Origin of the sequence: Pontibacter populi (assembly GCF_040278685.1) — a bacterium.
GTDB lineage: Bacteria > Bacteroidota > Bacteroidia > Cytophagales > Hymenobacteraceae > Pontibacter > Pontibacter populi.
In genome coordinates, this window is sequence record NZ_JBEOKT010000001.1 from 166,142 (window position 1) to 191,351 (window position 25,210).

Here is a 25,210-nt window from a genome sequence, read left to right on the forward strand (position 1 = left end):
TACTAAATAAATAATTAGACTCTAGGTTTCCAGGTTATCTCTTCGGCCTGCAATTCATACGTCATGCGGCGGCAAAGGGCAAACAGGTAATCCGAAAGTCTGTTCAAATAAATGATCACTAGTTCTTCGACCGGGGATTCTTCCTGCAACCGGATGGCTAAGCGCTCGGCACGGCGGCACACACAACGGGCTACATGGCAAAACGACACAGACTGATGCCCACCTGGCAAAACAAATGCACGTAAGGGTGGCACGTCTTCGCTCATGACATCGATCTCGCTTTCGAGTAAGGTTACGTCTTCGGGGTGCAGGTCCGGGGTTACCATTTTCACATCCTTGCCCGGGTCGGTAGCCAACATCGAGCCAATGGTAAACAGCCTGTCCTGTATTTCTTTCAGTATAGCAGCTCTTGACGCGTTCACTTCCTGGTCGCGCACCAGCCCGATGTAGGAATTTAGTTCATCGACGGTACCGTAAGCCTCAATACGCAAATGTGATTTTGCCACGCGGGTTCCCCCGATGAGCGCTGTAGTACCTTTATCGCCTGTTTTAGTGTATATCTTCATTAATATTGTGCGCTTCGCGCAGTTTTGCGGCAACAGCAATATCTTCGTTTATAGTATCCGATTCAATCAAACCATCGCGCAGACGCACTATACGGTGTGCATATTTGGCAATGTCTTCTTCGTGGGTAACCATAATGATCGTGTTGCCTTTTGAGTGCAGGTTCTCGAACAACTCCATGATCTCGTAGGATGTTTTGGTATCGAGGTTACCGGTTGGCTCATCGGCCAGTATAATACTTGGGTCGTTTATCAGGGCGCGGGCAATTGCCACACGCTGACGCTGACCACCCGATAGTTCGTTTGGTTTATGCTTGCCACGGTTGCCTAGTCCTACGCTTTCCAGTGCCTGCTGTGCCCGTTCTTCGCGCTGCGATTTGTTATAACCCGCATAGATCAACGGCAAGGCCACATTCTCCAGCGACGACTGGCGCGGCAACAGGTTAAAGGTCTGGAACACGAAACCGATCTCTTTGTTTCGCACCTCGGCCAGTTCGTTATCCGTCATGTTGCTCACATCGTTACCGTTCAGGATGTAAGTTCCGCCCGTTGGCGTATCCAGACAGCCAATGATGTTCATGAGCGTAGATTTACCGGAGCCAGACGGACCCATAAAAGCCACATATTCACCTCGTTCTATAGTTATAGATACATCCTGAAGGGCGTTGATGACTTCGCTACCCATGCGGTATACTTTAGAAATATGGTGTGTCTCGATGATGATGCTCATACAGGTTTATTTATAGTTGCCAGTCGTCTGCTTTCTTAGCGGCGGCCTGGCGGTGGCTCTCGAACTGCTTTATAAATGTACTATATTCTGATGCAGGAAGCAAACTTTGCAACGTGGTTAGCGCGCCCTCCGCGTAACTGGTCAAACCCTTGTCCAGGCTCTCCAGGGCATATGCTTTGTGCAACTCTACCGAAAAAGGATTATACGTTATCCCATCCAGCAGGATCTCGTAGGCTGTCATCTCATCGGGGGTATACTCCTCATAAAAAGTGGCTGCAGCCTTAACTACCTCTTCATCAAACAACAATATCTTTACTGCCTGGCTATACTTTTCGGCGGCTTCGCGGTCGCGGCCTTTGGCGGCGGCAATACTGGCTTTAAAGTACAGTTTGTAGCGTTTATCAAGCTTGCTAAGGTACACATTATCCATCCTGTCGATCAGGGCATCGAAGTTTTTGGTGTAGTGCCAGAGCTTTAATTGCTGCAGGTTAAGTTTGCTGCGCAGTTCGCCTTCCGGTTGTAGTTTCGGAGATACTGCTTTAATAGCCTTATTTGCCTGTCGCCATTTTTTCTGGTACATCAAATGATCTATCTGGCTCAGTAAGGCTACTCTGTGCAGTTCCTTCTCTTTCACGCTTTTAACAAGGGCCTCTACCTGTGCTATAGTTAGCTGGGGCAGGTATATTTGCAGGTATTTCACTTTTTCAGCATCAGAACCCGAGGCTATAGTCTGCGACACGCTTTGCTGCAACACCTGTTGTAACTGGTCTGCCACTTCTTTCGCTGTTTCCTGGCCGGTATAGCCTACCTCCTGCAGGGCATTTATGGCTTGTTCGGGTTGGTGCGCCATAGCCAGCGCATACCCATGCGACAAATATGCCTGGTTGTAGCCCAGATCTTTTGCCTGCTTAAAGTAATGTGCTGCAGCCCGGTAATTATCTTCTTCCAGCATCCAGATGCCTAGCGCATTATAGTAGTAGCCGCTTCGTTCAGAGGCAGTCAGGGCAAGGTTCTCAATTATACTCCGGGCTTCTTTTGGTCGGCCGTTGTAATGGTGTACCAGGGCTTTGCTGTAAAGCAGGTCTTCCTGGAACAGTTGGTTACCTTTGGCTTTCAGATACTGGTCTATTGCTTTTAACTGGCTGGTATCACCGTTGCTCAACCTGCTGATGGTCTGGTTATAGAATAAGGTAAAGTCTTCTACCTGCTCCAGCGAATCGGGGGTAAAAGCTTCATCCTGTTTGTGATTTATGCCAAGTAACTGGCGCAGAGCAGCAGCATTACTGCGCAACGATTTATAGTTACCATCTTTTGCTTCGTTCAGTAAGGCCCGGGCTGGTTCCAGCATGGCCTGGCGTGTGTAAAAGGCAAGCTTGTTGCTTTGTATAACTTCTTTATTTGAGCTATACTTTTCAGCCAGGTTAAAATAATATTCTACCGAATCGATAACACTGGTCTGCATGTAGAGCAGCGCCATATTGTTATAGATCTCGCTGCTCTCCGGAAACTTTTTGATACCCTCGTGCAGCACGTACAGCTTCTCAAAGAAATATTGTTTCTCGTCGTAGAGGTTAGCCATGCGCACATATAGTTTCGGGTTCGGACGCTTGCCCAATGCACCTTTCATGAACAGTATCTCGTTGTTACGCTGCGACTCTGCGCGGTACATGGAGGCTAAACTATAGTTGGCTTTTACGTTATTGATGTCATACACATCGCTCTCTTCGTAATAGCGCTTTGCCAGCATCGGGTTTTCAGAGGCATAATACAGGTCGCCGATGTAGTTATAATAGCCTGCCCTCGCCTGGAAATAAGTGCTGTATTGCGTGCGAATAACCAGAATAGCCAATATCACGGTACTCATTAAAAAGAACGAGAACAACGTGAACATGCGTGGCTCATACACCACTTTGTAAACCGGCTTCCGTTCCTTTATCAGCTTCGCAAAATTCATCATCAGGTACAGGAAGAAAACCGAACCGTAAACAAGGTGCGTGTAAATGATGAGCGTATGGAACAGCGTGGTAAGGGAGTCGTTGGCGGTAGCGTACGCGTAACCAATACTTAAGAAAGCTATCGTTGCGAATACCAGGTAAAGCACCGCACCCGTCGGCCTGAAAGGAAAATACTTTCCGTAAAAAGCTTCGCGCTGCTGCATGCCCCAGAAACCCGCCACTATTGAAAGCAGGAATATCAGGTAACCGTTCACGTAGATGAGGTCGGTTTGCAGGTACCCGATGTGGCGCAGGTATAACAGCAGCAGATTAATTAAGTAAAGCCCGGCAATCAATACAAACTGCCAGAAACTATAGCGGCGTTCCGGTGTTTTGCCTTGGGTATTTATCCAGAGCAGGGCATTCACGTTTTCGTAAGATACCCAGATCATGAAGAGCAACGTGGCAATAAGGGCAGCCAGCGAACTATAGTTTACAAGGTGTAAAGCGGTTAAAGCAGGTACAAATTCGGCTTCGGTAAAAACGGCTACGCCTAGCAATACGATAATTACCAGCATGGCCAATACCCGCCAGGCAAATGCCACATGCTGCCAAAACGCATGAAACCCATAACTCAGGCCAGCCAATAACACAATAGCTATCAGCAACATGGCCTGACTTTGCTCTGCACCAAATACATGCAGCTCCGCAGTGTTAAAAGATGCCAGGAAGAGCATCAGCAGCAATACACCTGCAAAATAAGGAACCTGGCGCATGGTACTGATGGCAGCCGTATAAAAGGCAAGGCAAATACTGAGGATACCCAGCAAAATAACGGCCGGCCAGGTATGAACTATAGCCGGGGCAACATCATACTGCTCCAGCAGCAGGTAGCCGTCGGCGTAAAGGGTAAAGGGCTCGAGCAGCCTGGTAACTTCGTGTACCGGCACCGGCACCACCTGAAGATCTGATATTTTATCCCAGGCATAGGCGGCGGTGTTGCCGGCCAGGTAATAGTATCCGCCCAGCAGCAAAGCCACCGCAGCAAGTACCATTAAAAAAAGATAGGGATACTTCAGGTTAGTATCCCAGTTCTTCCAGAAGTTGGTCTTACTCATAAGCAGGCTGGCCTGTTACTCCAGTACCTTTGGCACCCTGAAGTAATCGGAGTCTTTTTTAGGAGCGTTCAACAATGCTTCTTCGTGTGTAACCGTATTTTTAGCCGCATCTTCACGCATCACATTCACTTCGGCGGTCATGTGGGTCAGGGGCTCTATGTTATCCGTATTCAGTTCGCGCAGTTTATCTACCCAGTTCAGGATCTTGTTCAGGTCGCCTAGCACTTCCTGCTCTTTCTCTTCGTTAAACTCCAGCCTGGCCAGGTGCGCTAACTTTCTGATGGTTTGAATATCTGTTGACATCCTTATAGTTGTGTTTTGTTAACTCTTGTTGAATAATATGAAATACCTGCTCTTTTAGTGCCGGCAAATCTTTAAGGGTCATACCCTCGGTTGCAATCGGTTCGTGCACGATCATTTTAAGTGGATGACGTCGTATTTTCAGTCCTACCTCTTCTACATCGGGCATAAAGTGCTGGTTATACGGCATGGTTACCGGCACTACAGGCACTTGTTTTTCTATAGCAATTCTAAACGGTCCGTCCTTAAACTCCAGTAGCTGCTCTCCTGCCGTCGGCGGTATCGTTCCTTCAGGGAAAATTACCAGGCTTCGGCCTTCGTCCAGTGTCTTTTTAGACTGGATGTAGCTTTTGGCACTGCTCATGGCACTATTCCGATCTACACAAATATACAATGTTCCGTATACTTTTCCCCACAACGGCACTTTTGCAAGCGAGCTTTTTCCTACAAAGTTAAGAAAACCCGGAATGGAGCGCAGCATCATGGGTATATCGAGGTACGAACTATGGTTTGGCGTATACACATAGCGCTGTTTCGGGTCTAATTTAAAACGCCATTCTACCTGCAACGGCGTTAAAAACATGCGCAGAAAAATGACGGACCACAACCTGTTTATATTATGGACATGCCTGTGCCACTGCTGCTTACGCAACAGCAATACCTGAAACGGATATGTAACCACAAACGGCGCTATAAACCAGGTACAGCACCAGGTTGTATAAATGCGTTGCGACAGGTATTTAAGCACTTTCATGAGGTCAAATGTAAGAATATTCCAGCATTGTTCAACTCCCAGAAAACCAACCTAACGGCAGAATAATTCAATAACGGGTGCAGGGTTGGTATGGTATAGTTTGTTTGATATCTGTGTATTGGAATTTGTGTTACTGAAGTTATTACCATCTTGTCATCCCGAGCGTTAGCCGAGGGATCTTAATTGCAATATAGTATCTCTTTTGTCATTTCGACGTCAGGAGAAATCTATCTTAGCTTATAGTTAGAACCTATGCTTCTTTGAACCAAGCAATCCTTTCAAATCACCGCCAATCCTGGGAGCTTTATAAACCCATAGTTTCAATTCAGCTTTGGTGCCCTCACGGCCGGGAGGCCTCGTCTTTAGGCATCGCGCTGTGCGAATCTCTTTTGCTCGCTTACTCGCAATGCCTTGCGGCACCAGATATTCACAAGGCGCTCAACACAAAGACTGAGATATTTCTCATATTAACCGCTAAACTATAGCTTGAACCGGTAAGCTTCGACATTTATCGTGGTCATAGTTCCGTAAGGACAGGTCGCGACCTGTCCATTCACAGGCTGTAACTATAGAACTATAACCTAAACTATAGCAAAAGCAGAGAATCCCCTCTTGGGAGGGGCAAGGGGTGGGTTAAAACGCCAACTATAAAACAAATCCAGACGCTAGCAGGAGCTTCGCACGCTACGAAGTCTACAGCAATCCTGTTAATCCTAAAATTCTATAAATTCCGGTTCAGACAAACTAATTATAACCCTACCTTAACCCAAGTATAAAAGCAGCTTTCAGGATTCCGGCAACGCTGATAGCATCTGTAATCTGGTTGTTGAGGGCCATTTGCACAGCTTCTGAAAAAGGCACACGTTTTATCTGCAGGTCTTCGGTTTCTTCAAAGGCAGTTTCTCCGGCGGTTAATTCTTCAGCCAGGAACACAAAACCTTCTTCGTCGGTTACGGAGTTGGAGGTGTGCAGCCGGCAAATGTTTGTCCATTTGGCAGCAGTAAATCCGGTTTCTTCCTGCAACTCGCGCTTCGCCGACTCCAGCAGATCGTTCTCTATCAAGCCTCCACCCATTGGAATTTCCCAGCTATATTCGTTCAGCGCGTAGCGGTACTGGCCTATCAGGTAAGTATAGCCTTCGTCGTCGATAGGAATAATACCTATAGCTTTGTTTTTGAAGCTTACTACGCCATAAATCCCTTCGCCGCCTGTCGGGTTGAGCACCTGGTCTTCGCGCAGTTTTATCCAGGGGTTCTGGTAAATATCTCTTGTTGCAAGTGTAGTCCAGGGGTTATGCTGCTCGTCTGTCATAGCTATAGTTTAGTGCGGTGCAAAGGTAAGGAAATATGCAGGAAGGAGATTTGTGATGTCGAGATCAGGCTTGGCAAACTATAATTTATTTTAGCAATTGGTTGCCTATTGTTATCAGTTGTAGCAACAGGTCTTCTGTCAGGTTTTTCTCTGCCCTCACAAGCCCTAACCTCCCATTTATTTCAACTGTCAGATCTTCAAATTTTTCTAAAGACCTCATTAATCCAACTGGTAAGTGCTGTTTTACCAGGTCAGGTTTATCACCTACTACCAGATAATTTTTACTAAAAACAGGATACTCCTCAAAATCAGTATCCGCTTTTGTAAACAGGTCAGCGATCTTGTCGCCCAATGTCTCTTTTTGAATAACAACGTTGCCTATATCCTCCGGGAGGCTAAAGATCAATACCGGCTCCACTTCTTCAACCTGTTCCTGATACCTGGTTTTGTTAGCTGTCTGTTTTATGATGGTCAGGTGTTTCTCGAGCAGCAGAATTATAAACGAAGCTGATGCACACTTAAACTCTGTTACCTGGTGCACATACAATCTCTCATAGTTATCGAGCCCACTGAACTGCGACAAGAGTTGCAAGCCTATTTCGTTGTCTTTTCTTATCAACTCAAACCGGTTTTCAGCCAACTTAAGTACAGACTGAAATATAGCCTCTGCTGACTTATGAAGCGTTCTGGATTCTGTCATTTTTAATTGGGGAGATAACTAAACTATAGTTTCTGAACCTAATAATTTCTCTGAGCTATCATCTCGATCTCTACCTGCGCACCCAGCGGCAAAGCTGCCACGCCTATTGTGGTTCGAGCCGGGTAAGGCTCTGAAAACTGCGTTTTATACACATCGTTCATCGCCCCGAAATTCGCCATATCTGTCAGGAACACATTTACTTTCACTACATCATCCGGGGTGAGGCCTGCTGCTTTAAGCACAGCAAAAAGGTTAACAAAACACTGCTCTGTCTGGGCAGCGATATCACCTTCTACCAGTTTGCCAGTTCCAGCATCTATAGGCGTTTGGCCTGACAGGTATAAAAGGTTTCCAGTTTCGACGGCGTGTGAGTATGGACCAACGGAGACTGCTCCTTCGACGGTAAAAGCTCTTCTTGGCATAGGTTTAATTAAGAATTAATAACTTCATTTAAATCGTGTATTTTGAAAATTTGGTATCCAAATTCAGCAACATATTTTAGCAATCTATCTAACTTTTTATAATCAAGTACTACTAACCAATTTGTATCATTACATATAGTATAATTGTAAAGGTGATTAAATACAGCAAGATGATATTTAGTTTTATTCACTTTCTCAGCCTTAATATATGAGCTAGAGTGAACAATTGCATGACGTACTTCTGACAGGACTGACCAAAATTCTTTAAATCTTATATTCTTGTTATTGTTTTGAGATGACTCTTTTAATCTTTCACCATATATCTTTTTCAATAATTTGAATAAGTTTTCCCCACCTGGTATACAATTTCTAGTGAAATCTTTATCATAGCCTAATTTTTCTTTATGGTTAGAATCTTTTAGTAAACTAATATACACGCAATCCTTAAAGAATCTCTCCAAAGCTTCAAAAGCTTGAGCATATGATAAGCAGCATTTAGTTGATATTATTTTATCAACTTCAGCTCTGTAATCTTGATTAATGGTTGTCATCGAAACGCCAGTATGGAAATTAATTTCCCATCCATTGTCAGTAGGTCCTGTCCAATCACTTATGACTAAAGCTGACCCAGAAATGAATTCTACATCAGACTTTAGTAATCTCTCTACATCTGCATTAAGAACAGAATTTATTCTAGATGCTGTATGCCTTATATCTATAATTCTATAATAGAAAGCATCTAGATATTCTTTGTGATTACTTTTCATTTGTACTAAAAGTATTGCTTAAATAAATCAAATAATTCACCCCTTCACCAACTCCCCCACCGTCTTTATTCCCCGTTTCTGCGCCAGTGCCAGCAACTTCAGCAAAAGTATAGCTGTAGTAAAAGCATCGCCGGAAGCGGTGTGGCGGTCTTCGGTGGGCAAGTTATACTTTTGTACCAGTGCATCTAAACTATAGTCAGCGCGGGAGAACGTTTCGGGGGAACTATGGCGGCGCTCTAAACGGATGGCTAGTTGGGCGGTGTCTACGGTATGGTTGCGGAGTTTGTCGTTTATGCCCTGGCGACGGGCTATCTGGTTCAGCATTTCTACATCAAACTTTACATGGTGGCCAACCAAAACAGCTGATCCGGCAAATTCGAGAAATGCTTTCAAGGCTTCCTGCTCCGGTAAACCTGCCTGCGCATCTCCGGGAAGTATACCATGTACTTCAGCACTCTTGTTACCCAACTGCACTTCCTGTTGCACCAGTGTTTCAAAGGTTTCCTGCACCAGCACCTGCAGCCCCTTCACCTTTACAGCACCCATACTCAGCACTTTGTCCGTTTTTGGGTCCAGGCCGGTTGTTTCGGTGTCAAACACTACAAATTCAGCTTCTGAGATAGGTGTAGCGGGTGGTAGCTGTAAAGCTATAGTTTGCAGGTAACGCTGCCAGTAATCCGGCAGGGCAGCAGTTTCTTTCTTCTCAAATAAGTTCTTCAGCCAGTTTGCCATTAGCCCAGGTAACTCAGTTGGAAACGCACCTGCAGCAGCTCCTGTATGTCGCTGATCGGTTTAAAGGTATTGCGAAGTGCCTGGCGCTCCAGTTTGTTCAGTTGGTTGGGGTTCAGGTAGCGCCCGGAGTTTTGGTTACGCAGCCCACTCAGCGCCCGAAAGCGCATCATGATCTCGTACGCCATGGCAGCTTCTTTATATAGTTCTGCATTTTGTGGTTCCAGCTTTGCCAGCCGCTCAAAACGCTTAAATGTATTGTTCTCTTCTGCTATCCGGTTATCCAACGTCAGTACTCGGGCGGCATCTATTAGCGGAGTCATGGCGCGTAGTTTTATATCAAACTCATCTTTGTGCTCACCACCGCGCTCAACTATAAAATTCCGGAAAAAGCTAAGCGGCGGCGGACTTTGCAAGGCGTGTTTGGCCAGGTAAGGCAGAAATATTTTCTCCTTCTGTATGTGCTGATAAATGTAGTCCGTCAACTTCCGGCTCAAACTATAGTCGCCATACACGGGCCGGTAATCAAAAAATATAGAACTATGGAGTAGCGCTTCTTCGGTTGGCTCGTGTATCCAGTTGTAAAAATACTGCTCCCACACGTGCAGCGGCTGGCACCATTGCGGGTTACTGGCCATCATGTTGGCCGGGCATTTCTCGAGGCCACAGTTCACCAGCACATCGTTAACTATTGTTGCCAGTTTGGTAAAGTATGTTTGTGCTTCTTTTTCTTCTGCGGCATGCCGGTTCTCGAATACCAACGCATTGTCCTGGTCGGTGCGCAGCAGTTGTTCTTCGCGGCCTTCGCTGCCAATGCTAAGCCAGCAGTATCGCAGTGGCGGTTCGCCAACTATAGCTTCAGCATGTTGCAGGGCACGCACTATAATGGCATCGTTTATTTCGGTGATGATGTTTGCTACAAAAGCGATGTTCACTTCCTGCTCCAGGTACTTTTGCAACAGTTCTTCGGCCCGGTCGCGGATGCCCGGCAAGCTATCCACACTTTTAGTCTGACGGATCTCCGCGATCAGCACAGCCGGGTTATTGCCCTGCGCCAGCAGCAGGTCGTGCTCGGTCAGTACACGTGTTGCTTTGGAGTTTATAGTTCCGTCCTGGGTTATGCACAAATGCTTTACCTTATTCCGTATCATGGCTATCAGCGCATCCGCCATAGTTGGCTCCGGAGCTATCGTTACCACCGGCTTAGACATGATCTGCTCCACAGGATCCTGTATAGCTACCGGCCCGGCCACTACTTGCTTGCGCAGGTCAGTATCGGTTATAATACCAATGGGGTGTTGCTGCGCATCTACCACCACTATAAAACTGGAGTTCTTGTCGCTCATGATCTGGGCGGCCAGCCTGATAGATGTACCCTGCGTGCAATAAGTCAGTTCTTTGGCTGTTCCAACTTTTACTACTTCGTCCAGACTGGGCGACTGCGTATGACCGACCTGTGTTCGCAACCCTATACGCGCCTTGTTGGTGTCGTGCATGGTAGGCTGCCGTTGCGCAGTGCCGCCTGCTGCAAATCCGGCTGCAAAGTATAAGGCTACTTCGGCGTTGGTATTAAGAACAGGCTCGAACGTTGCAATAGGAATAGCATATACCAGGCTCTCTTCGGAAGCAGTGGCGGTAGACGAATAGGGTTTTTTAGCTAACAAGGCTCTAACGCCAAACACATCTCCTTCATCACACACATCCAGTAGTCGGGGCTTCTCTACATCGGCGGTATGCTCTAACCTGACTGAGCCCTGCCGCACCACATAAAAATACGCATGTGCGCTATCATTCTGGGTAAACAGCACCTGCTCCGGCTCCAAGTACAGCACCCGCACCTGCGCCGCCAACTGCCTGAGTTTCTCTTCCTGTATCAGGTTAAAAGGCGGGTACTGGTTCAGGAATTCGAAAACGCGTTCCTGTATAGCATTGGAGGGCTTCATAGTGCTGGTTTATACTTGCTTAAGATACTGGTTTGTTGCTCTGTTTGCAATAAGGTTAATGGTTTTGTTTGCTGATGGTTTACTGTGTCAGTTCAAGCATTCTCGAGACGAGAGTCGAAGAGAGCCAGCGTAGCTGTGAGGAATCTTATATGTCCTATGCTATTGTCATTTCGACATAAGGAGAAATCTATCCCAGCTTATAGTTTGCTTTTCTTCCAAACAGAACCAAGCCATAGTTTCAAACTACCTCCAATCCTGGGAGCTTTACTCACCTATCGTTTCATCTTTAGCTTTGGTGCCCTCACGGCCGGGAGGCCCCGTCTTTGGGCATCGCGCTGTGCGAATCTCTTTTGCTCGTGCCTCGCAATGCCTGCAGCACCAGATATTCACAAGGCGCTCAACCCAAAGACTGATAAATTTCTCATAGCAACTGCTTTTCTATAGTTTGAACCGATAAGCTTCGACATTTATCGTGGTCATAGTTTCGTAGGGACAGGTCGCGACCTGTCCGCGCGACATGTTGTAACTATGAAACTATAAATCCAACTATAGCAACGGCCGAAAGTCCCCCTTTGAAGGGGGCGAAGGGGGATGTTAAACAGTACCAGATCTCTCACACAGTTCGAGATGACAAAATGAAACACATTAGTAGTCAAACTCCCTCTCCTGTTTTGGGGGTAGGGGCCCTCTTCAAAAGGAGAGGGTTGAGATGAGGTAAAACGCTAACTGTAAACCTTTAGCCAGCGCCTTCTCCATGTCTGTCCCTGTCGGGCCAGTTGAGTCAGGAGACTCAACACCATCGTAAGTCACGAGTCTGGAGACTCGCGCCAGTATTACAAACTAATCCTGCTCATCCATAAATCCTGAAAATCCTGATTCAGACAAAAATCAAAAGTCCTGTAGCACAAATGCCACAGGACTTCCAACTATAACTAATTTAATGTTACCTACAAAGCGCCTTCCTTTATCTCATCCACTACATCCGGATCGAGCAAAGTCGAGGTATCGCCTAAGTTAGAAGTGTCTCCTTCAGCTACTTTGCGCAGGATGCGGCGCATGATCTTACCGGAACGAGTCTTCGGTAAACCACTCACGATCTGGATCTTATCCGGCTTGGCAATTTTACCAATCTTCTCAACTACGGTTTCGATGATCTCGGCACGCAGGTAATCTTCACGCTCCGGCTTGTCCTTGCAGATCACAAAAGCATAAATGCCCTGGCCTTTCAGGTCGTGAGGGTATCCTACTACCGCCGATTCTACTACATGCACGTTATGGTTAATGGCTTCTTCTATCTCAGCAGTACCAAATCGGTGACCGGATACGTTGATCACATCATCTACCCGGCCAATAATACGGTACAGGCCATTCTCGTCGCGCTTGGCGCCATCGCCGGTAAAGTATAAACCTTTGTAAGTAGAGAAGTAGCTCAGGCGGCAACGCTCGTGGTCGCCATAGGTGGTACGTATCATGCCCGGCCACGGAAACTTCATGCATAGGTGCCCTTCTACTTCATTCTCGGTTATTTCAATGCCATCGCTGTTTACAAGTATAGGCTGTATGCCTGGCAGTGGAAAGGCTGCGTGGGCCGGTTTGGTAGGCGTAACGTTTGCCAGTGAAGAGATCATGATGCCGCCGGTCTCGGTTTGCCACCAGGTATCTACCAACGGGCAACGCTCTTTCCCGACGTGGGTGTGGTACCAGTGCCAGGCCTCTTCATTTATCGGTTCGCCCACAGAGCCCAGCACTTTCAGGGAATCTAGACTATAGGAAAGCACGTGGTCTATGTCGCCGCTCATAAGCGACCGGATGGCAGTTGGCGCAGTATAAAAAATTGACACCCCAAACTTATCGCACACCTGCCAGAAACGGCCCATATCCGGGTAAGTCGGCACACCTTCAAACATAAGCGTTGTTGCTCCCGAAAGTAGCGGACCGTACAACAGGTATGTATGGCCGGTCACCCAACCAATATCTGCGGTACACCAGTATACATCACTTTCTTCGTACTGAAACACGTTCATGAAAGTGTACTGTGCATACACCATATACCCACCACAGGTATGCACCACGCCTTTCGGTTTACCCGTTGAGCCCGAAGTATACAAGATGAACAGCATGTCCTCCGCGTCCATTTCTTCGGCAGGGCACTCCTTGCTTACACTTTGCACTTCATCATGATACCACACATCGCGGCCTTCCACCATTTTTACGGCCCAGCCTAAGCGTTCTACTACAATTACTTTTTCTACAGACGGGCAACTTTCCAGGGCTTCATCTACCACACGTTTTACAGGTATTTGTTTGGAGCCACGGTTCAGACCATCCGAAGTCAGCACTACTTTGGCACCGGCATCGTTAATCCTGTCGGCCATACTTACCGCTGAAAAACCTGCAAAAATAACCGAATGGATCGCCCCAATTCGCGCACAGGCCAGCACAGCAAATGCCAGCTCCGGGATCATGGGCATGTAGATACATACACGGTCGCCTTTCTGCACACCGTTATTTTTCAGCACATTGGCAAACTGGCATACTTTCTCGTGCAGCTCGCGGTAGGTGTAGCGCACAAAGCGTTCTTTGGGGTCGTTGGGTTCCCAGATCAGGGCCAGTTTGTTGCCGCGGGTTTTCAGGTGGCGGTCCAGGCAGTTTTCCGTGATGTTCAGTTTTCCGCCTTTAAACCACTTTACATTCGGTTCCTCAAAATTCCACTCCAGGGTAGTATTCCACTTTTTGCGCCAGGTAAAGGTGCTGGCAATATCTCCCCAGAATCCTTCAGGGTCTTCTACGCTGCGTTTGTATGCTTCCTGGTACTGCTCAAAGGTTTTTATCTGATAGTTGTTCATCATGACTCAGGTTCGTTTAGTAGTTATAAGGTCTCGTTTCTGTTATTGTTGAAAGGCGTTGCCTATCCCTTTTTCTTTAAAGCAATCGTGTATCTCAGTAAGGATGGCCGGGTCGTCTATAGTTGACGGAATAGCGTAATGTTCGCCATCGGCAATGTTCCGGATAATCTTACGGAGTATTTTACCGGAGCGGGTCTTTGGCAAACGTTTTACCAGCAAGGAGTTCCTAAAGTAGGCCACAGCCCCGATCTTTTCCCGGATCAAAGCGATCAGTTCCTGCTCTATCTGCTCTTCACCTATAGTTTGGCCATCTTTTAAAACAACCAGCCCAACAGGTCGCTGCCCGCGCAGATCATCTGCAATGCCTACTACAGCACACTCTGCCACTGCAGGGTGAGAGGCTACCATTTCTTCCATTTCGCCGGTTGATAACCTGTGCCCAGACACGTTGATCACATCATCTATACGCCCCATGATATACACGTAGCCATCTTCGTCTATGTAGCCGCCATCGCCTGTCATGTAATACCCCGGAAAACGCTCCAGGTATGATTTCCGGAAACGCGCATCGTCTTCCCAAAGCGTTGGCAAACAGCACGGAGGCAAGGGCAATTTTACCGCTACGTAGCCTTCCTGTAGTGGTATCAGCTCCTGCCCGTCTTCGCCCAGTATCTCTACTTTGTAGCCGCACACTGGTTTACCCGCAGAGCCCGGCCTGGCGGGTTTCAGGCCATAGCCCACCATGTTCGCTACCATCGGCCATCCCGATTCTGTCTGCCACCAATGGTCAATAACAGGAACTTTCAGGAGGTCTTTGGCCCAATAGTAAGTAGCGGGGTCGCAGCGCTCGCCAGCCAGGAACAGGTATTTAAGTGATGGCAGGTCATATAGTTGCTTGAATTTGCCTTCAGGGTCTTCTTTTTTGATAGCGCGAATGGCCGTTGGAGCCGTGAACAGTACTTTTACCTGGTGCTGCTGAATAATCCGCCAGAAAGTACCGGCATCAGGGGTGCGCACTGGCTTTCCTTCAAACAATACCGTAGTGCAGCCGTGTAGCAAAGGCGCATACACCAGGTACGAGTGCCCTACCGCCCAACCCACATCCGAAGCAGCCCAGAACACATCACCCGGGTCAACGCCATACACGGCTTTCATGCTATACTTTAAAGCCACCGCGTGGCCACCATTATCCCGGATAATGCCTTTTGGTTTGCCGGTGGTGCCGGACGTATACAATACATACAGCGGGTCCAGGGCATCTACAGGCACACAATCGGCAGGTTCGGCTTTTTCCCATACTTCCATAAAGTCCAGGTCTCGGCCGGGCTGCATTTCCGCCTTTACGTACGGGCGCTGCAAAACTATAGTATGGTTTGGTTTGTGTTTACTATCGTTCAGGGCTTTATCCAGCAGCGGCTTGTATGGGATGTATTTATCGAACTCAATGCCGCAGGAAGCTGAAATAACCACTTTGGGTTTGGCATCATCCACGCGAACGGTTAGCTCGTGCGGGGCAAAACCACCGAATACTACCGAATGGATCGCGCCCAGACGGGCACAGGCCAGCATGGCCACTACAGCTTCCGGTATAACCGGCATGTAAATTACCACCGTATCACCTTTGCCTACACCCAGGTCACGCAACGCACCTGCAAAGCGAGCCACCATATCCCGGAACTCGCGGTAACTATAGGTGCGGACGGTATCTGTAACCGGCGAATCGTAGATCATGGCAGCCTGGTCGGCGCGGCCGTTCTCTACGTGGTAGTCCAGGGCCAGGTAGGCAGTGTTTAGTTTGCCACCTTTAAACCAACGGTAAAACCCGTTCTCATCGGTGCTCAGTATCTGCTCCGGCTTCTGGTACCAGGCAATCTGCTCGGCCTGTTCTGCCCAGAAACCTTCCGGGTCGGAGATGCTTCTGTTGTAGGCATCGGTGTATGTTGTTGGTGTATTAGCTATAGTTTCCATGGCTCCTGTATTTATAGTTGCTTATCCTTCAGTCAGTTCCTGTATTTTTTCGAGCAGGTAGCGCGGCGAGAAAGGTTTGGTAACGTACAGGTCTGCTCCTACTTCGTATCCTTTCTGTATGTCCACATCCTTCGACTTAGCTGTCAGAAAGATCACCTTTGCTCCTTCCATTTCTTTTTTACTCCGGATGTACTGGCACACTTCATAACCATCTACATCGGGCATCATAATATCCAGTATCACTACCTGTGGCAGTTCTTTATTTACGCTTTCTATCGCTTCGGTGCCGTTCCGCGCTACAAACACATCGTACCCGTTTTTCCGCATCATAAACTCGAGCGGCAACAGTATACTTGGCGCATCATCTACTACCAGCACTTTCAACTTCTCATTTTGTTTTTTCATTGTGTTATCAGGTAGCAGCAGCTGCTACTTTTGCAGGGAGCACAAACGAGAAACGCGAACCTTTGCCCGGCTCACTTTCTACCCAGATGCGCCCCTGGTGTGTTTCTATAATTCGTTTACTGATCGCCAGGCCCAGCCCGCTTCCTTCCGGTTTCAGCAGGTTCTGGTTGTGGGCCTGGTAAAACTTGTCAAAGATCTGCTTTTGCATATCCGGGGCTATACCTTTGCCGTTATCGGCCACGTTCACTTTCACGTCGCCATCTATAAAATACCCTGAAACTATAATGCGCCCCTGTTCGGGGTTACAGAATTTTATGGCATTCGAGATCAGGTTTACCATTACCTGTATCAGGCGATCTCTGTCGCCGAGCACGTCCGGCAGGTTTTGCTGCACATCCACCACCAGGTCTATATTTTTCTCTTGTACCAGTTGCTTCAGCGCATCCACCGACTCACTTATCACATCTTTTATCTGTAATGGCTGCAGGTGAAGTCTCTGTTTGCCCGAGTCGAAGCGTTCCAGGTCCAGCACCTGGGTTATGAGCCTCGTCAGGCGTTCCGCTTCCTTAACTATAGTATGCAGGAAATGCTCCTGGTCTTCACGCTCCATGCCGGGGTTATCGTACAGTATTTCAGACAACGCCCTGATAGATGTGAGTGGTGTGCGCAGCTCGTGTGTAACCGTAGACAGAAATTCATCTTTCAGCTCGTCGGTATGTTTCAGCCTTTCATTTGCAGTGCGAAGTTGCTCGGTTGCCTTGCGCAGTTCCATCGATTTGCGGCGAAGCTCGTTGTTGATAGAGATCAGCTGCTGCGATTCTTTCAGAATATTCAGTACTTCGTCTATACTAATCTCTTCTTCCTTTACTACCGACGACACCATAATGCGGGCAGATGATGTTCCGATCACGCCGGCCAGTAATTTCTCGGCATAGGTTACCAGTTTAGGGTCTGCTTTGCCTGTTTCATCAATAGGCCCGGGATATTTCCGATGGTAGGCTTTCATGGCCGTTTCAGCGCGGCGCTTGCCCAGGAAGTTAACCAGCAACGATTTTATATCCGGGATATAAGCGGTGCCTTTCCAGACGATAGAGCTTTCGAAGATGGTAGAGTACTTAAAAATGTCAACAAATACTTCAGCCTGGTTGCGCTCCTGTGATGTTTGTCTGGTTAGCAACGACACCCCAATATATAAACCCACATTCAGGAACATACTCCAGAACATGGCATGCGAGATATAGTCCATGCCCTGCAATCCGAACAATTCAAACGGTTTTAACAGCGTAATCCCGAAAGGGCCATCATTGAGTATAGTTTCCGGCAACATGCCTACCCCTACCATAGATGGCACGACCAGCGTGTAAAACCAGAGGATAGCCCCAACTATAGTTCCGGCCAAAGCACCGTAACGTGTACCTTCTTTCCAGAAAATTCCGCCTATTATAGCCGGTGCAAACTGGGCCACTGCCGCAAACGAAACCAGCCCTACTTCCACCAGACTATAGTATTCGGCTACATATTTATAGTACAAATAGGCCAGCACCAGCACCAGCAGAATACAGAAGCGGCGGCTGTTTACAAGGATCAGGGTTAGCTTATTGCTGTAGCGGTTTTTAATGGCAGGCACACTTACCAGCACCGGCATGATCAGGTTATTGCTCATCATCACGCTAAGGGCTATCACCGAAACAATGACCATACTGGTAGCAGCCGAAAAACCACCTAAATAGATCAGTAACGAAAGGATAGACTGGCCTTCGCTGAGCGGAATGGCCAGCACATACAGATCAGCATCTATAGTTGCATCCGCGAAAAGCAGGTTACCGCCCAAAGCTATAGGCAGTACAAAAATATTGATCGCAAACAGGTACAACGGGAAAAGCCACATCGCTTTATTGAGGTGCAGTTCGTTCACGTTCTCTACAACCGCCACCTGGAACTGGCGCGGCAGAAAAAGGATTGCCAGCATCGACAGCACCACCATCCAGAACCATTGGCTATAGTTGCCATCGTTGTTAACTGTGATGAGTTCTTCAAAATCCGGGAGCTGAGCTGCCTGCTGCATAATGTCGCCAAACCCATTGAATACGCCATAAGTAACAAACAGGCCGGCAACTATAAATACCACCAGTTTCAGTACCGACTCAAAAGCAATGGCCGTTACCATACCTTCGTGGCGCTCTGTGGCCTCCAGGTGGCGGGTGCCATACACGATCGTAAACAGGCCAAGCCCTATCGCTATAAAAAAGGAAGTATCCGGGAAAACTTCGGTTTCACTTACTTTACCTGTTAGTATAGTTAAGCTGCTGGCAATGGCTTTTAACTGTATAGAGATGTACGGAATAATGCCCAGCACACAGATAATAGTAACTATACTACCGAGTGTAACATGCTTGCCATACCTGGACGAAATAAAGTCGGCTATAGTGGTGATGCGCTGCACTTTACAGATGCGGATGATCTTGCGGAGCACTACCCACCACAGCGGCGCCATTAATGTCGGACCAATATAGATAGCCAGGTACTCCATACCACTTGTAGCAGCGCGGCCAACCGAACCATAGTAAGTCCAGGCGGTACAGTACACAGCCATCGAAAGGGCATAAATATACGGGTTGCTCACCAGGCTACGGCCTGCTGCAGAACGACGCTCCGCCCACCAGGCCAGCCCGAACAGCAAAGCCAGGTAACAGAACGATACACCGATCACAACCCAATAATTCATCTGCTTATAGTTACTTCTTTACTTTTTTGGGATGTTGCCTGTTAATAAAAAACGCGATAGCCGCAATGCAAGCCAGCCAAACTATAGTCAGGTACAGGTAAAGCACCGGCACGCCCGCTATATTCTCCGCAGCATCAAAAATCGAGAGCAACGGAAAATTCAGCAGCACCATAAACAAAGCACTGATGAAGAACAATCGCCGGCCTTTTATCCTGTCACGCATAGTTATAGTTAGAAAGTTAGAAGGTTAAAATGTTAGAGAGTTGAAAGGTTGTAATTGTTGAATGGCCGACAAAACCAGCCATCCAACAATTCAACCGTCAACAATTTAACAATTCAATCATTAATGATGCACGACTGCTTCAGTTGCGCCGCGAGGTATGCGGATATCTTCTATCAGCTCCTGGATGTGTGCTGGCGGTGCCGGTGTGAAGCGTGATATCACAAACGAAACTATAAAGTTGAGTACCATGCCCAGTGTACCAATACCTTCCGGCGAAATGCTGAACCACCAGTTTTCTGGTTTATTGGCTTCGGGGTTGATGAACTTAAAGTAAGATATGTAAGCGATAGTAAATACCAGGCCTGTCACCATGCCCCAGATAGCTCCCTGCTTGTTCATGGTTTTAGAGAAGATACCCATAATGATGACCGGGAAGAACGACGCTGCTGCCAGACCAAAGGCAAAGGCCACCACTTCGGCCACAAACCCCGGAGGGTTTATACCAAAGTAACCGGCAACTACTACCGCAAATGTGGCGGCCACACGGGCAGCGATCAGTTCACTTTTTTCGGTGATATCCGGCATAAACGATTTTTTGAGCAGGTCGTGAGAGATGGAAGTGGAGATAACCAGCAACAGACCAGCTGCTGTAGATAGTGCTGCTGCCAGACCACCTGCTGCCACCAGGGCAATTACCCAGTTCGGCAGTTGTGCAATTTCAGGGTTAGCCAGCACCATAATATCTTTATCTATCGTCAGTTCGTTTACAGCCGGGTCTTTTACATACTGTATGCGGCCATCACCGTTCTTATCTTCATACCCGATCAGTTTGGTTTTCTGCCAGTTAGACACCCACTGTGGTAACGACGCTATTTCGCGGTTACTGGTAGTTTGCAGCATGTTGTACATACCAAAAGCACCAATAGCAGGAGCAGTAGTGTAAAGTATGGCAATAAATACCAGGGCATACCCCGCAGACATACGTGCATCTTTTACTTTAGGAACAGTAAAGAAACGAACGATAACGTGAGGCAAACCGGCCGTACCAACCATCAGGGCAGCGGTTATAAAAAACACATCTATAGTCGATTTGCTGCCATCGGTATAAGCTGTAAAGCCAAGCTCCGTCAGCATGCCATCCAGTTTATCGAGCAGGTAAGTGCCATCCTGTAGTTTGCCTCCCAAACCAAGCTGCGGAACCGGGTTATCAGTCAGCATCAGCGACAGGAAAATAGCAGGCACCATGTACGCAAAGATCAGCACACAATACTGCGCCACCTGTGTGTAAGTAATGCCTTTCATGCCACCTAGCACCGCATAAAACAGCACTATGATCATACCGATAATAACACCGGTCTCAATCTGTACTTCCAGGAAACGGGAGAACACAATACCTACCCCACGCATCTGCCCGGCCACATAGGTAAACGAGATAAAAATGGCGCAAACCACAGCTACCAGGCGGGCTGTTTTAGAATAGTAGCGGTCGCCCACAAAATCAGGAACAGTAAACTTACCGAACTTACGCAGGTACGGGGCGAGCAGCAAGGCCAGCAATACATACCCACCGGTCCAGCCCATCAGGTACACAGAGCCATCGTAGCCCATAAACGAGATAAGTCCTGCCATTGAGATAAACGAAGCAGCACTCATCCAGTCGGCAGCGGTGGCCATTCCGTTTGCAAGCGGGCTTACGCCACCACCAGCCACGTAAAATTCTTTCGTAGATCCGGCACGCGACCAGATCGCAATCCCGATGTACAAGGCAAAGCTTAAGCCCACAATCAGGTAAGTCCATGCTAAAATGCTCATGTTGTTATATTTTTATAGTTGTGGGTTAATTAATCTTCGTGTACATCAAACTCTCTGTCTAGCTTGTTCATCAGCCATACATAAATGAAGATGATAAGCACAAAAAAGTAGATGGCGCCTTGTTGTGCAAACCAGAAACCAAGTTTAAAGCCGCCCATCTGTATGGTATTGAGCTGGTCCACGAGCAGGATGCCGAAGAGGTACGACACTGTAAACCAAAGACCCAGCAGTATAAGCAGGATGCGCACGTTGCGCTGCCAGTATTCCTGCATTCTGTTTTTGTTATTCTCCATGTTGTTTTAAGGTTAGTCGGGTTAGGTATTTTTATAAGTAGATCATGGCCTGTAAGGTAATTTCAGGTCTGTAAGTCAGGCCGTTGGGGTTGGTAAAGTCCGGGCGGTTGCGGTAGTTAAGTGTAAATTTGGCGTGATGCCCTTCCAGGAACAGGTTTGCCCCTACATCCAGCACCTTAACCGGCACTTTATCGCCGCTACTATCGCGCAAGCCTTCAAAACTGCCATAACTGAAAGCACCGTATGGTTGCAGTCGAGCTTTTTCGCCCATCAGGTTTTTAGGTAACAGGTAACCCACCTGTGCATAGGCAATGTCGCCGGTACCTATAGTTGGGTACGCATTTCCGCGAAGTGCCCCACCACCAGTGGCCGGGTTCATGATGCCGATGCTGCGAACGTTGTTTCTGCCAAGGTCATAGTTATAGTACACGGCATAAGCGGTAAGGGCTGTGCCAGCATCTGTGTTAAGTGGCAGATCCAGGAAAGCATCAACGCCGAATAAGTCAATATCAGATTTTATAGTTACTGTATCCTGGCCTGCGTTGCGTATCTCGGAGCGCCACGCACCATCGCCGTTATGCAGAAAGCCAGCGCCGAGGTTAAATACTTTTTTTGTGCCCAGGTAAGTACCCACCATGTAAGGCAGCAGGTTCGACTCCTGGTCCATGAACTGGTAATTGAAGTAACCCTGAAACACTTTTTTGTTGTTCTCAGGATTATAGTTTGCTGCGGCAGTTGGATCAGTAGCACCGGTGTTGGTCACGAATGGGTCGTTAAGCGCAACCCGGTAATCGAGTTTGCCAACTTTACCTTTTGCATAGACGCCCAGCATGCGGGCAAACTGGTCTATGGCATCTATAGTTGGCCAGTTAATAATGGGCGCATCAATGGTCATAAAGTTGAGGGTGCTGGCATTGGTCATGCGCGAAATGCCGTTCCAATAATGCAGTCCTGCTCCCACCGACAGGTAATCGCCGGCTACTTTATATTCGGTGTAGGCATCGTGCATAAACAACTGCGGCTTTTTGCCATCTGCTGCCGATACGCCCCCACTCACCGCATTCTGGTTGTTAATACCAAAGTGGGTCACTATCAAAAAGCGAGGTGAGATCTGGGAGTAAAGCAAAAACCGTGAACGACGCAGGCCTACATCAAATGTATGGTCCTGGAGTTCACGGTTTCTTATAGAGCCAGCGTTGTTCTCGTTATAGCGCACCCATACCTGATGCCAGGTTATGAAACGGATGTATTTGGAGCCATCTTCATTTAGGGGCACCTTTATCCCAGAGCCGTAGAGCGTGGAGCCTTGCGCGAACGCTCCTCCACTAATGCAGCAAAGCATCAGCCCTGCCACCGCAATCTGTAATATTTTTTTCATTGACTTACAGGATTTAATAGTGAGTAAAGGAGGTCAGCTGTTTCCCCGTTTTGTTAAATAAGTTTATGCAGAAATTTATAAAATGGATAATACAATATATATTTTTGGTAAATTGGTATAGGCAGAAAAAATGGAGGTTAATACTGTCATCTCAAGCGACAACAGAGGGACCTTTATGCCCCATAGTTTGTCATTTCGACGAAAGGAGAAATCTGCGTTCTATAGTTTCTCTATTGTCATCCCGAGTAATAGCCGGGGGATCTTATGTGTCCTATAGTTGTAAGACCTAGCAGTGTGCGCAGCTCCTGCTAGTGTCTGATGTTCTATAGTTGTTGTTACCGAAGAACCTGAATCAAGCTATAGTTTCAAATTACCTCCAATCCTGAGAGCTCTAGTTGCCTATCGTTTCAATCCAGCTTTGGTGCCCTCACGGCCGGGAGGCCTCGTCTTTGGGCATCGCGCTGTGCGAATCTCTTTTGCTCCTGCGTCGCAATGCCTAACGGCACCAGATATTCACAAGGCGCTCAACCCAAAGACTGAGATCTTTCGCATAGTGACCGCCTAACTATAGTCTGAGTTGACAAGCTTCGAGATTTATCGTAGTTATAATTCCGTAGGGACAGGTCGCGACCTGTCCGCTCACAAACTATCGCTATAGAATGATCCACTTAACTATAGCAGTAGCAGAAAAGTCCCCCTTTGAAGGGGGCAGGGGGATGACCAACATGAACTATAGAACTATAGCCAAACCATAGCTGGAGCTTAAAAACTCCCTCTCCTGTTTTTAGGAGAGGGTTGGGGTGAGGGGTAATTTCCCTCCCGGGAGGGGCAGGGGTGGGTTTAACGCTACCAAAACCAACCTATAACTCAATCCCGGAACCGCTTCCACTTGATCATCATGTATTTATCTCCAAGCTCTGTGATCATCATGCCGGCGCCCTTAAGGTTGGCGCTGCTTTTCATGTATTCCACTAGCTCAGCGTGGTTCAGTATCTTGTAGGTAGGATGGTATTCGGTTTGTTCGGGGGCTTTAATCTTGTACTTCTTCACCCAGTTCATGATGGATACGTGGCTGACACCCAGGATGCGTTCGATCTCGCGGTAACTTATCCCCTCAATATATAGCTGCAGTGCCTTGGTAACATAATAGCTATCAATACTCTTTCCTATTTTATTAACTGTAAAGTAATAGCCACACTTTTTACAGCGATAGCGTTGCCTGTCTTTTATGATTCCACTTTTAACAACATGCTGGGCACTGCACTGCGGACACATTGGATTACGCATAACTAGCTGATATAAAAGCTTTCACAACATTAACTATATCAAGTTAGCATAACTATAGCAAATTAGCAAAATAACTTATTTAAGCATTTACCACTTATAAATCTATAGTTCAGCGCCTTACACCATAACTAACGCTAACAAAAAAGCCTGACCTTACCGGTCAGGCTGAATTTTGGGCTTTTAAAAAGTAATGCACAGGTCTTCACATATTCCGCACATCAACTACCACATCGTTATAGTTGGCTGTGTTGTGCAGGAACTGTATAATTTTGTGGGCAACATCTTCGGGCTGGGCCAGTTCGTTGTTGGCTTTATAGTTACGGAATTTCTCTACGGTACTGAAACGCTCAGCATCGGCTTCCCTTATATTCTCCTGCATGGCCGTATCTACCACACCCGGTGCCAGGGCATATACTTTTACGCCAGAGCCGCGCATGTCCTGTTCCTTTTGTATAGTTAGTGACAGCATATCCAGGGCTGCTTTGGATGCACAGTAACTTGCCCAGCCATCAATCGGATATTTGCCTGCCCCTGAACTAATATTAATAATAAGCTTCTCAGCCGGATGCTGCTGGTATACCTGCAGAAACGTGTTCATCAGCATAGCAGGCACGATCACGTTCACATCAAACACAAACTCGAAACGCTCGTTCGGCATACCTTCTCCCACATAGCCGATATCTCCTAAAACACCGGCATTATTTATCAGCACAAGTTTCTCAGCATCTTTAAAAGGTAGAAACACTTTTTGCAGGTTGTGCTCCACGGCCGGTATATCCGAAAAATCTAATGGCTGATGTCGGTAATTCTGGTGATTTATAGTGCTGTTGCGGCAAACGCCAACTACACGGTTATTGTCGTCTTGCAGTAGTTCTTCTGCTATGGCTTTGCCAATGCCTTTGCTGGTTCCGGTTATGATATAGTAATTCACAGTTTTATAGTTAGAGCGTTAAAAGTTAAAGCGTTTGAGAGTTATGGGTTACGGATTTTAACAAAACAAAG

The 25,210-nt window shown here is 47.3% G+C and carries 21 protein-coding genes; all 21 read right to left on the minus strand.

Annotated elements, in window-relative coordinates:
* Positions 1–14: 14 nt before the first annotated feature.
* The 21 genes from ABS362_RS00630 to ABS362_RS00730 all read right to left on the minus strand — a co-directional run bounded on the left by ABS362_RS00630 (position 15) and on the right by ABS362_RS00730 (position 25,139).
* A complete protein-coding gene (locus ABS362_RS00630) occupies positions 15–566 on the minus strand; it encodes a cob(I)yrinic acid a,c-diamide adenosyltransferase (RefSeq protein ID WP_350410096.1) in 552 nt (183 codons plus the stop codon).
* Positions 550–1,293: an ABC transporter ATP-binding protein gene (locus ABS362_RS00635; protein WP_350410098.1), complete on the minus strand. Its 744-nt coding sequence runs from the start codon at positions 1,291–1,293 to the stop codon at positions 550–552. Before ABS362_RS00635 ends, ABS362_RS00630 begins: the two co-directional genes overlap by 17 nt.
* Positions 1,294–1,303: 10 nt before the next feature.
* Positions 1,304–4,345 carry a hypothetical protein gene (locus ABS362_RS00640; protein WP_350410099.1) on the minus strand — a complete coding sequence of 1,014 codons (3,042 nt, stop codon included), beginning with the start codon at positions 4,343–4,345 and terminating at the stop codon, positions 1,304–1,306.
* Between the two features lie 15 nt (positions 4,346–4,360).
* Positions 4,361–4,648: an Asp-tRNA(Asn)/Glu-tRNA(Gln) amidotransferase subunit GatC gene (gatC, locus tag ABS362_RS00645; protein WP_350410100.1), complete on the minus strand. Its 288-nt coding sequence runs from the start codon at positions 4,646–4,648 to the stop codon at positions 4,361–4,363.
* Entirely contained in the window at positions 4,590–5,399 is an 810-nt protein-coding gene (locus tag ABS362_RS00650; protein WP_350410102.1) for a lysophospholipid acyltransferase family protein, read from the minus strand. The genes gatC and ABS362_RS00650 overlap by 59 nt, the downstream gene beginning before the upstream one ends.
* 756 nt (positions 5,400–6,155) lie before the next feature.
* Positions 6,156–6,710, minus strand: a complete 555-nt coding sequence (locus ABS362_RS00655) for an NUDIX domain-containing protein (RefSeq protein WP_350410104.1) — start codon at positions 6,708–6,710, stop codon at positions 6,156–6,158.
* An 85-nt stretch (positions 6,711–6,795) separates the two neighbouring features.
* Positions 6,796–7,410, minus strand: coding sequence for a hypothetical protein (locus tag ABS362_RS00660; RefSeq protein WP_350410105.1), 615 nt, complete (start codon positions 7,408–7,410; stop codon positions 6,796–6,798).
* A 38-nt stretch (positions 7,411–7,448) separates the two neighbouring features.
* Positions 7,449–7,832 carry a RidA family protein gene (locus ABS362_RS00665; protein WP_350410107.1) on the minus strand — a complete coding sequence of 128 codons (384 nt, stop codon included), beginning with the start codon at positions 7,830–7,832 and terminating at the stop codon, positions 7,449–7,451.
* Between the two features lie 8 nt (positions 7,833–7,840).
* Positions 7,841–8,599 (minus strand): hypothetical protein, encoded by a 759-nt coding sequence (locus ABS362_RS00670; RefSeq protein WP_350410109.1) that lies wholly within the window; start codon positions 8,597–8,599, stop codon positions 7,841–7,843.
* Positions 8,600–8,635: 36 nt separating this feature from the next.
* On the minus strand, positions 8,636–9,331 hold the full coding sequence (locus ABS362_RS00675) for a 3'-5' exonuclease (protein WP_350410110.1): 696 nt from the start codon (positions 9,329–9,331) through the stop codon (positions 8,636–8,638).
* The gene (locus ABS362_RS00680) at positions 9,331–11,271 is read right to left on the minus strand and encodes a DUF294 nucleotidyltransferase-like domain-containing protein (RefSeq protein WP_350410112.1); all 1,941 of its coding nucleotides are present in this window, start codon (positions 11,269–11,271) and stop codon (positions 9,331–9,333) included. The genes ABS362_RS00675 and ABS362_RS00680 overlap by 1 nt, the downstream gene beginning before the upstream one ends.
* 947 nt (positions 11,272–12,218) lie before the next feature.
* A complete protein-coding gene (gene acs, locus ABS362_RS00685) occupies positions 12,219–14,117 on the minus strand; it encodes an acetate--CoA ligase (RefSeq protein WP_350410441.1) in 1,899 nt (632 codons plus the stop codon).
* Between the two features lie 42 nt (positions 14,118–14,159).
* The gene (locus tag ABS362_RS00690) at positions 14,160–16,085 is read right to left on the minus strand and encodes a propionyl-CoA synthetase (protein ID WP_350410114.1); all 1,926 of its coding nucleotides are present in this window, start codon (positions 16,083–16,085) and stop codon (positions 14,160–14,162) included.
* 21 nt (positions 16,086–16,106) lie between these two features.
* Positions 16,107–16,490, minus strand: coding sequence for a response regulator transcription factor (locus ABS362_RS00695; protein ID WP_350410116.1), 384 nt, complete (start codon positions 16,488–16,490; stop codon positions 16,107–16,109).
* Positions 16,491–16,497: 7 nt separating this feature from the next.
* Positions 16,498–19,215 (minus strand): ATP-binding protein, encoded by a 2,718-nt coding sequence (locus ABS362_RS00700; RefSeq protein ID WP_350410118.1) that lies wholly within the window; start codon positions 19,213–19,215, stop codon positions 16,498–16,500.
* A 10-nt stretch (positions 19,216–19,225) separates the two neighbouring features.
* Positions 19,226–19,438: a hypothetical protein gene (locus tag ABS362_RS00705; protein WP_350410120.1), complete on the minus strand. Its 213-nt coding sequence runs from the start codon at positions 19,436–19,438 to the stop codon at positions 19,226–19,228.
* A 120-nt stretch (positions 19,439–19,558) separates the two neighbouring features.
* Positions 19,559–21,250, minus strand: coding sequence for a sodium:solute symporter family protein (locus tag ABS362_RS00710; RefSeq protein WP_350410121.1), 1,692 nt, complete (start codon positions 21,248–21,250; stop codon positions 19,559–19,561).
* 29 nt (positions 21,251–21,279) lie between these two features.
* The gene (locus ABS362_RS00715; protein WP_350410123.1) at positions 21,280–21,543 is read right to left on the minus strand and encodes a DUF4212 domain-containing protein; all 264 of its coding nucleotides are present in this window, start codon (positions 21,541–21,543) and stop codon (positions 21,280–21,282) included.
* 31 nt (positions 21,544–21,574) lie between these two features.
* Positions 21,575–22,921: a hypothetical protein gene (locus ABS362_RS00720; RefSeq protein ID WP_350410125.1), complete on the minus strand. Its 1,347-nt coding sequence runs from the start codon at positions 22,919–22,921 to the stop codon at positions 21,575–21,577.
* 867 nt (positions 22,922–23,788) lie between these two features.
* Positions 23,789–24,208 (minus strand): IS1/IS1595 family N-terminal zinc-binding domain-containing protein, encoded by a 420-nt coding sequence (locus ABS362_RS00725; RefSeq protein ID WP_350410126.1) that lies wholly within the window; start codon positions 24,206–24,208, stop codon positions 23,789–23,791.
* 202 nt (positions 24,209–24,410) lie between these two features.
* The gene (locus tag ABS362_RS00730) at positions 24,411–25,139 is read right to left on the minus strand and encodes an SDR family NAD(P)-dependent oxidoreductase (RefSeq protein ID WP_350410127.1); all 729 of its coding nucleotides are present in this window, start codon (positions 25,137–25,139) and stop codon (positions 24,411–24,413) included.
* Between the last annotated feature and the right edge of the window lie 71 nt (positions 25,140–25,210).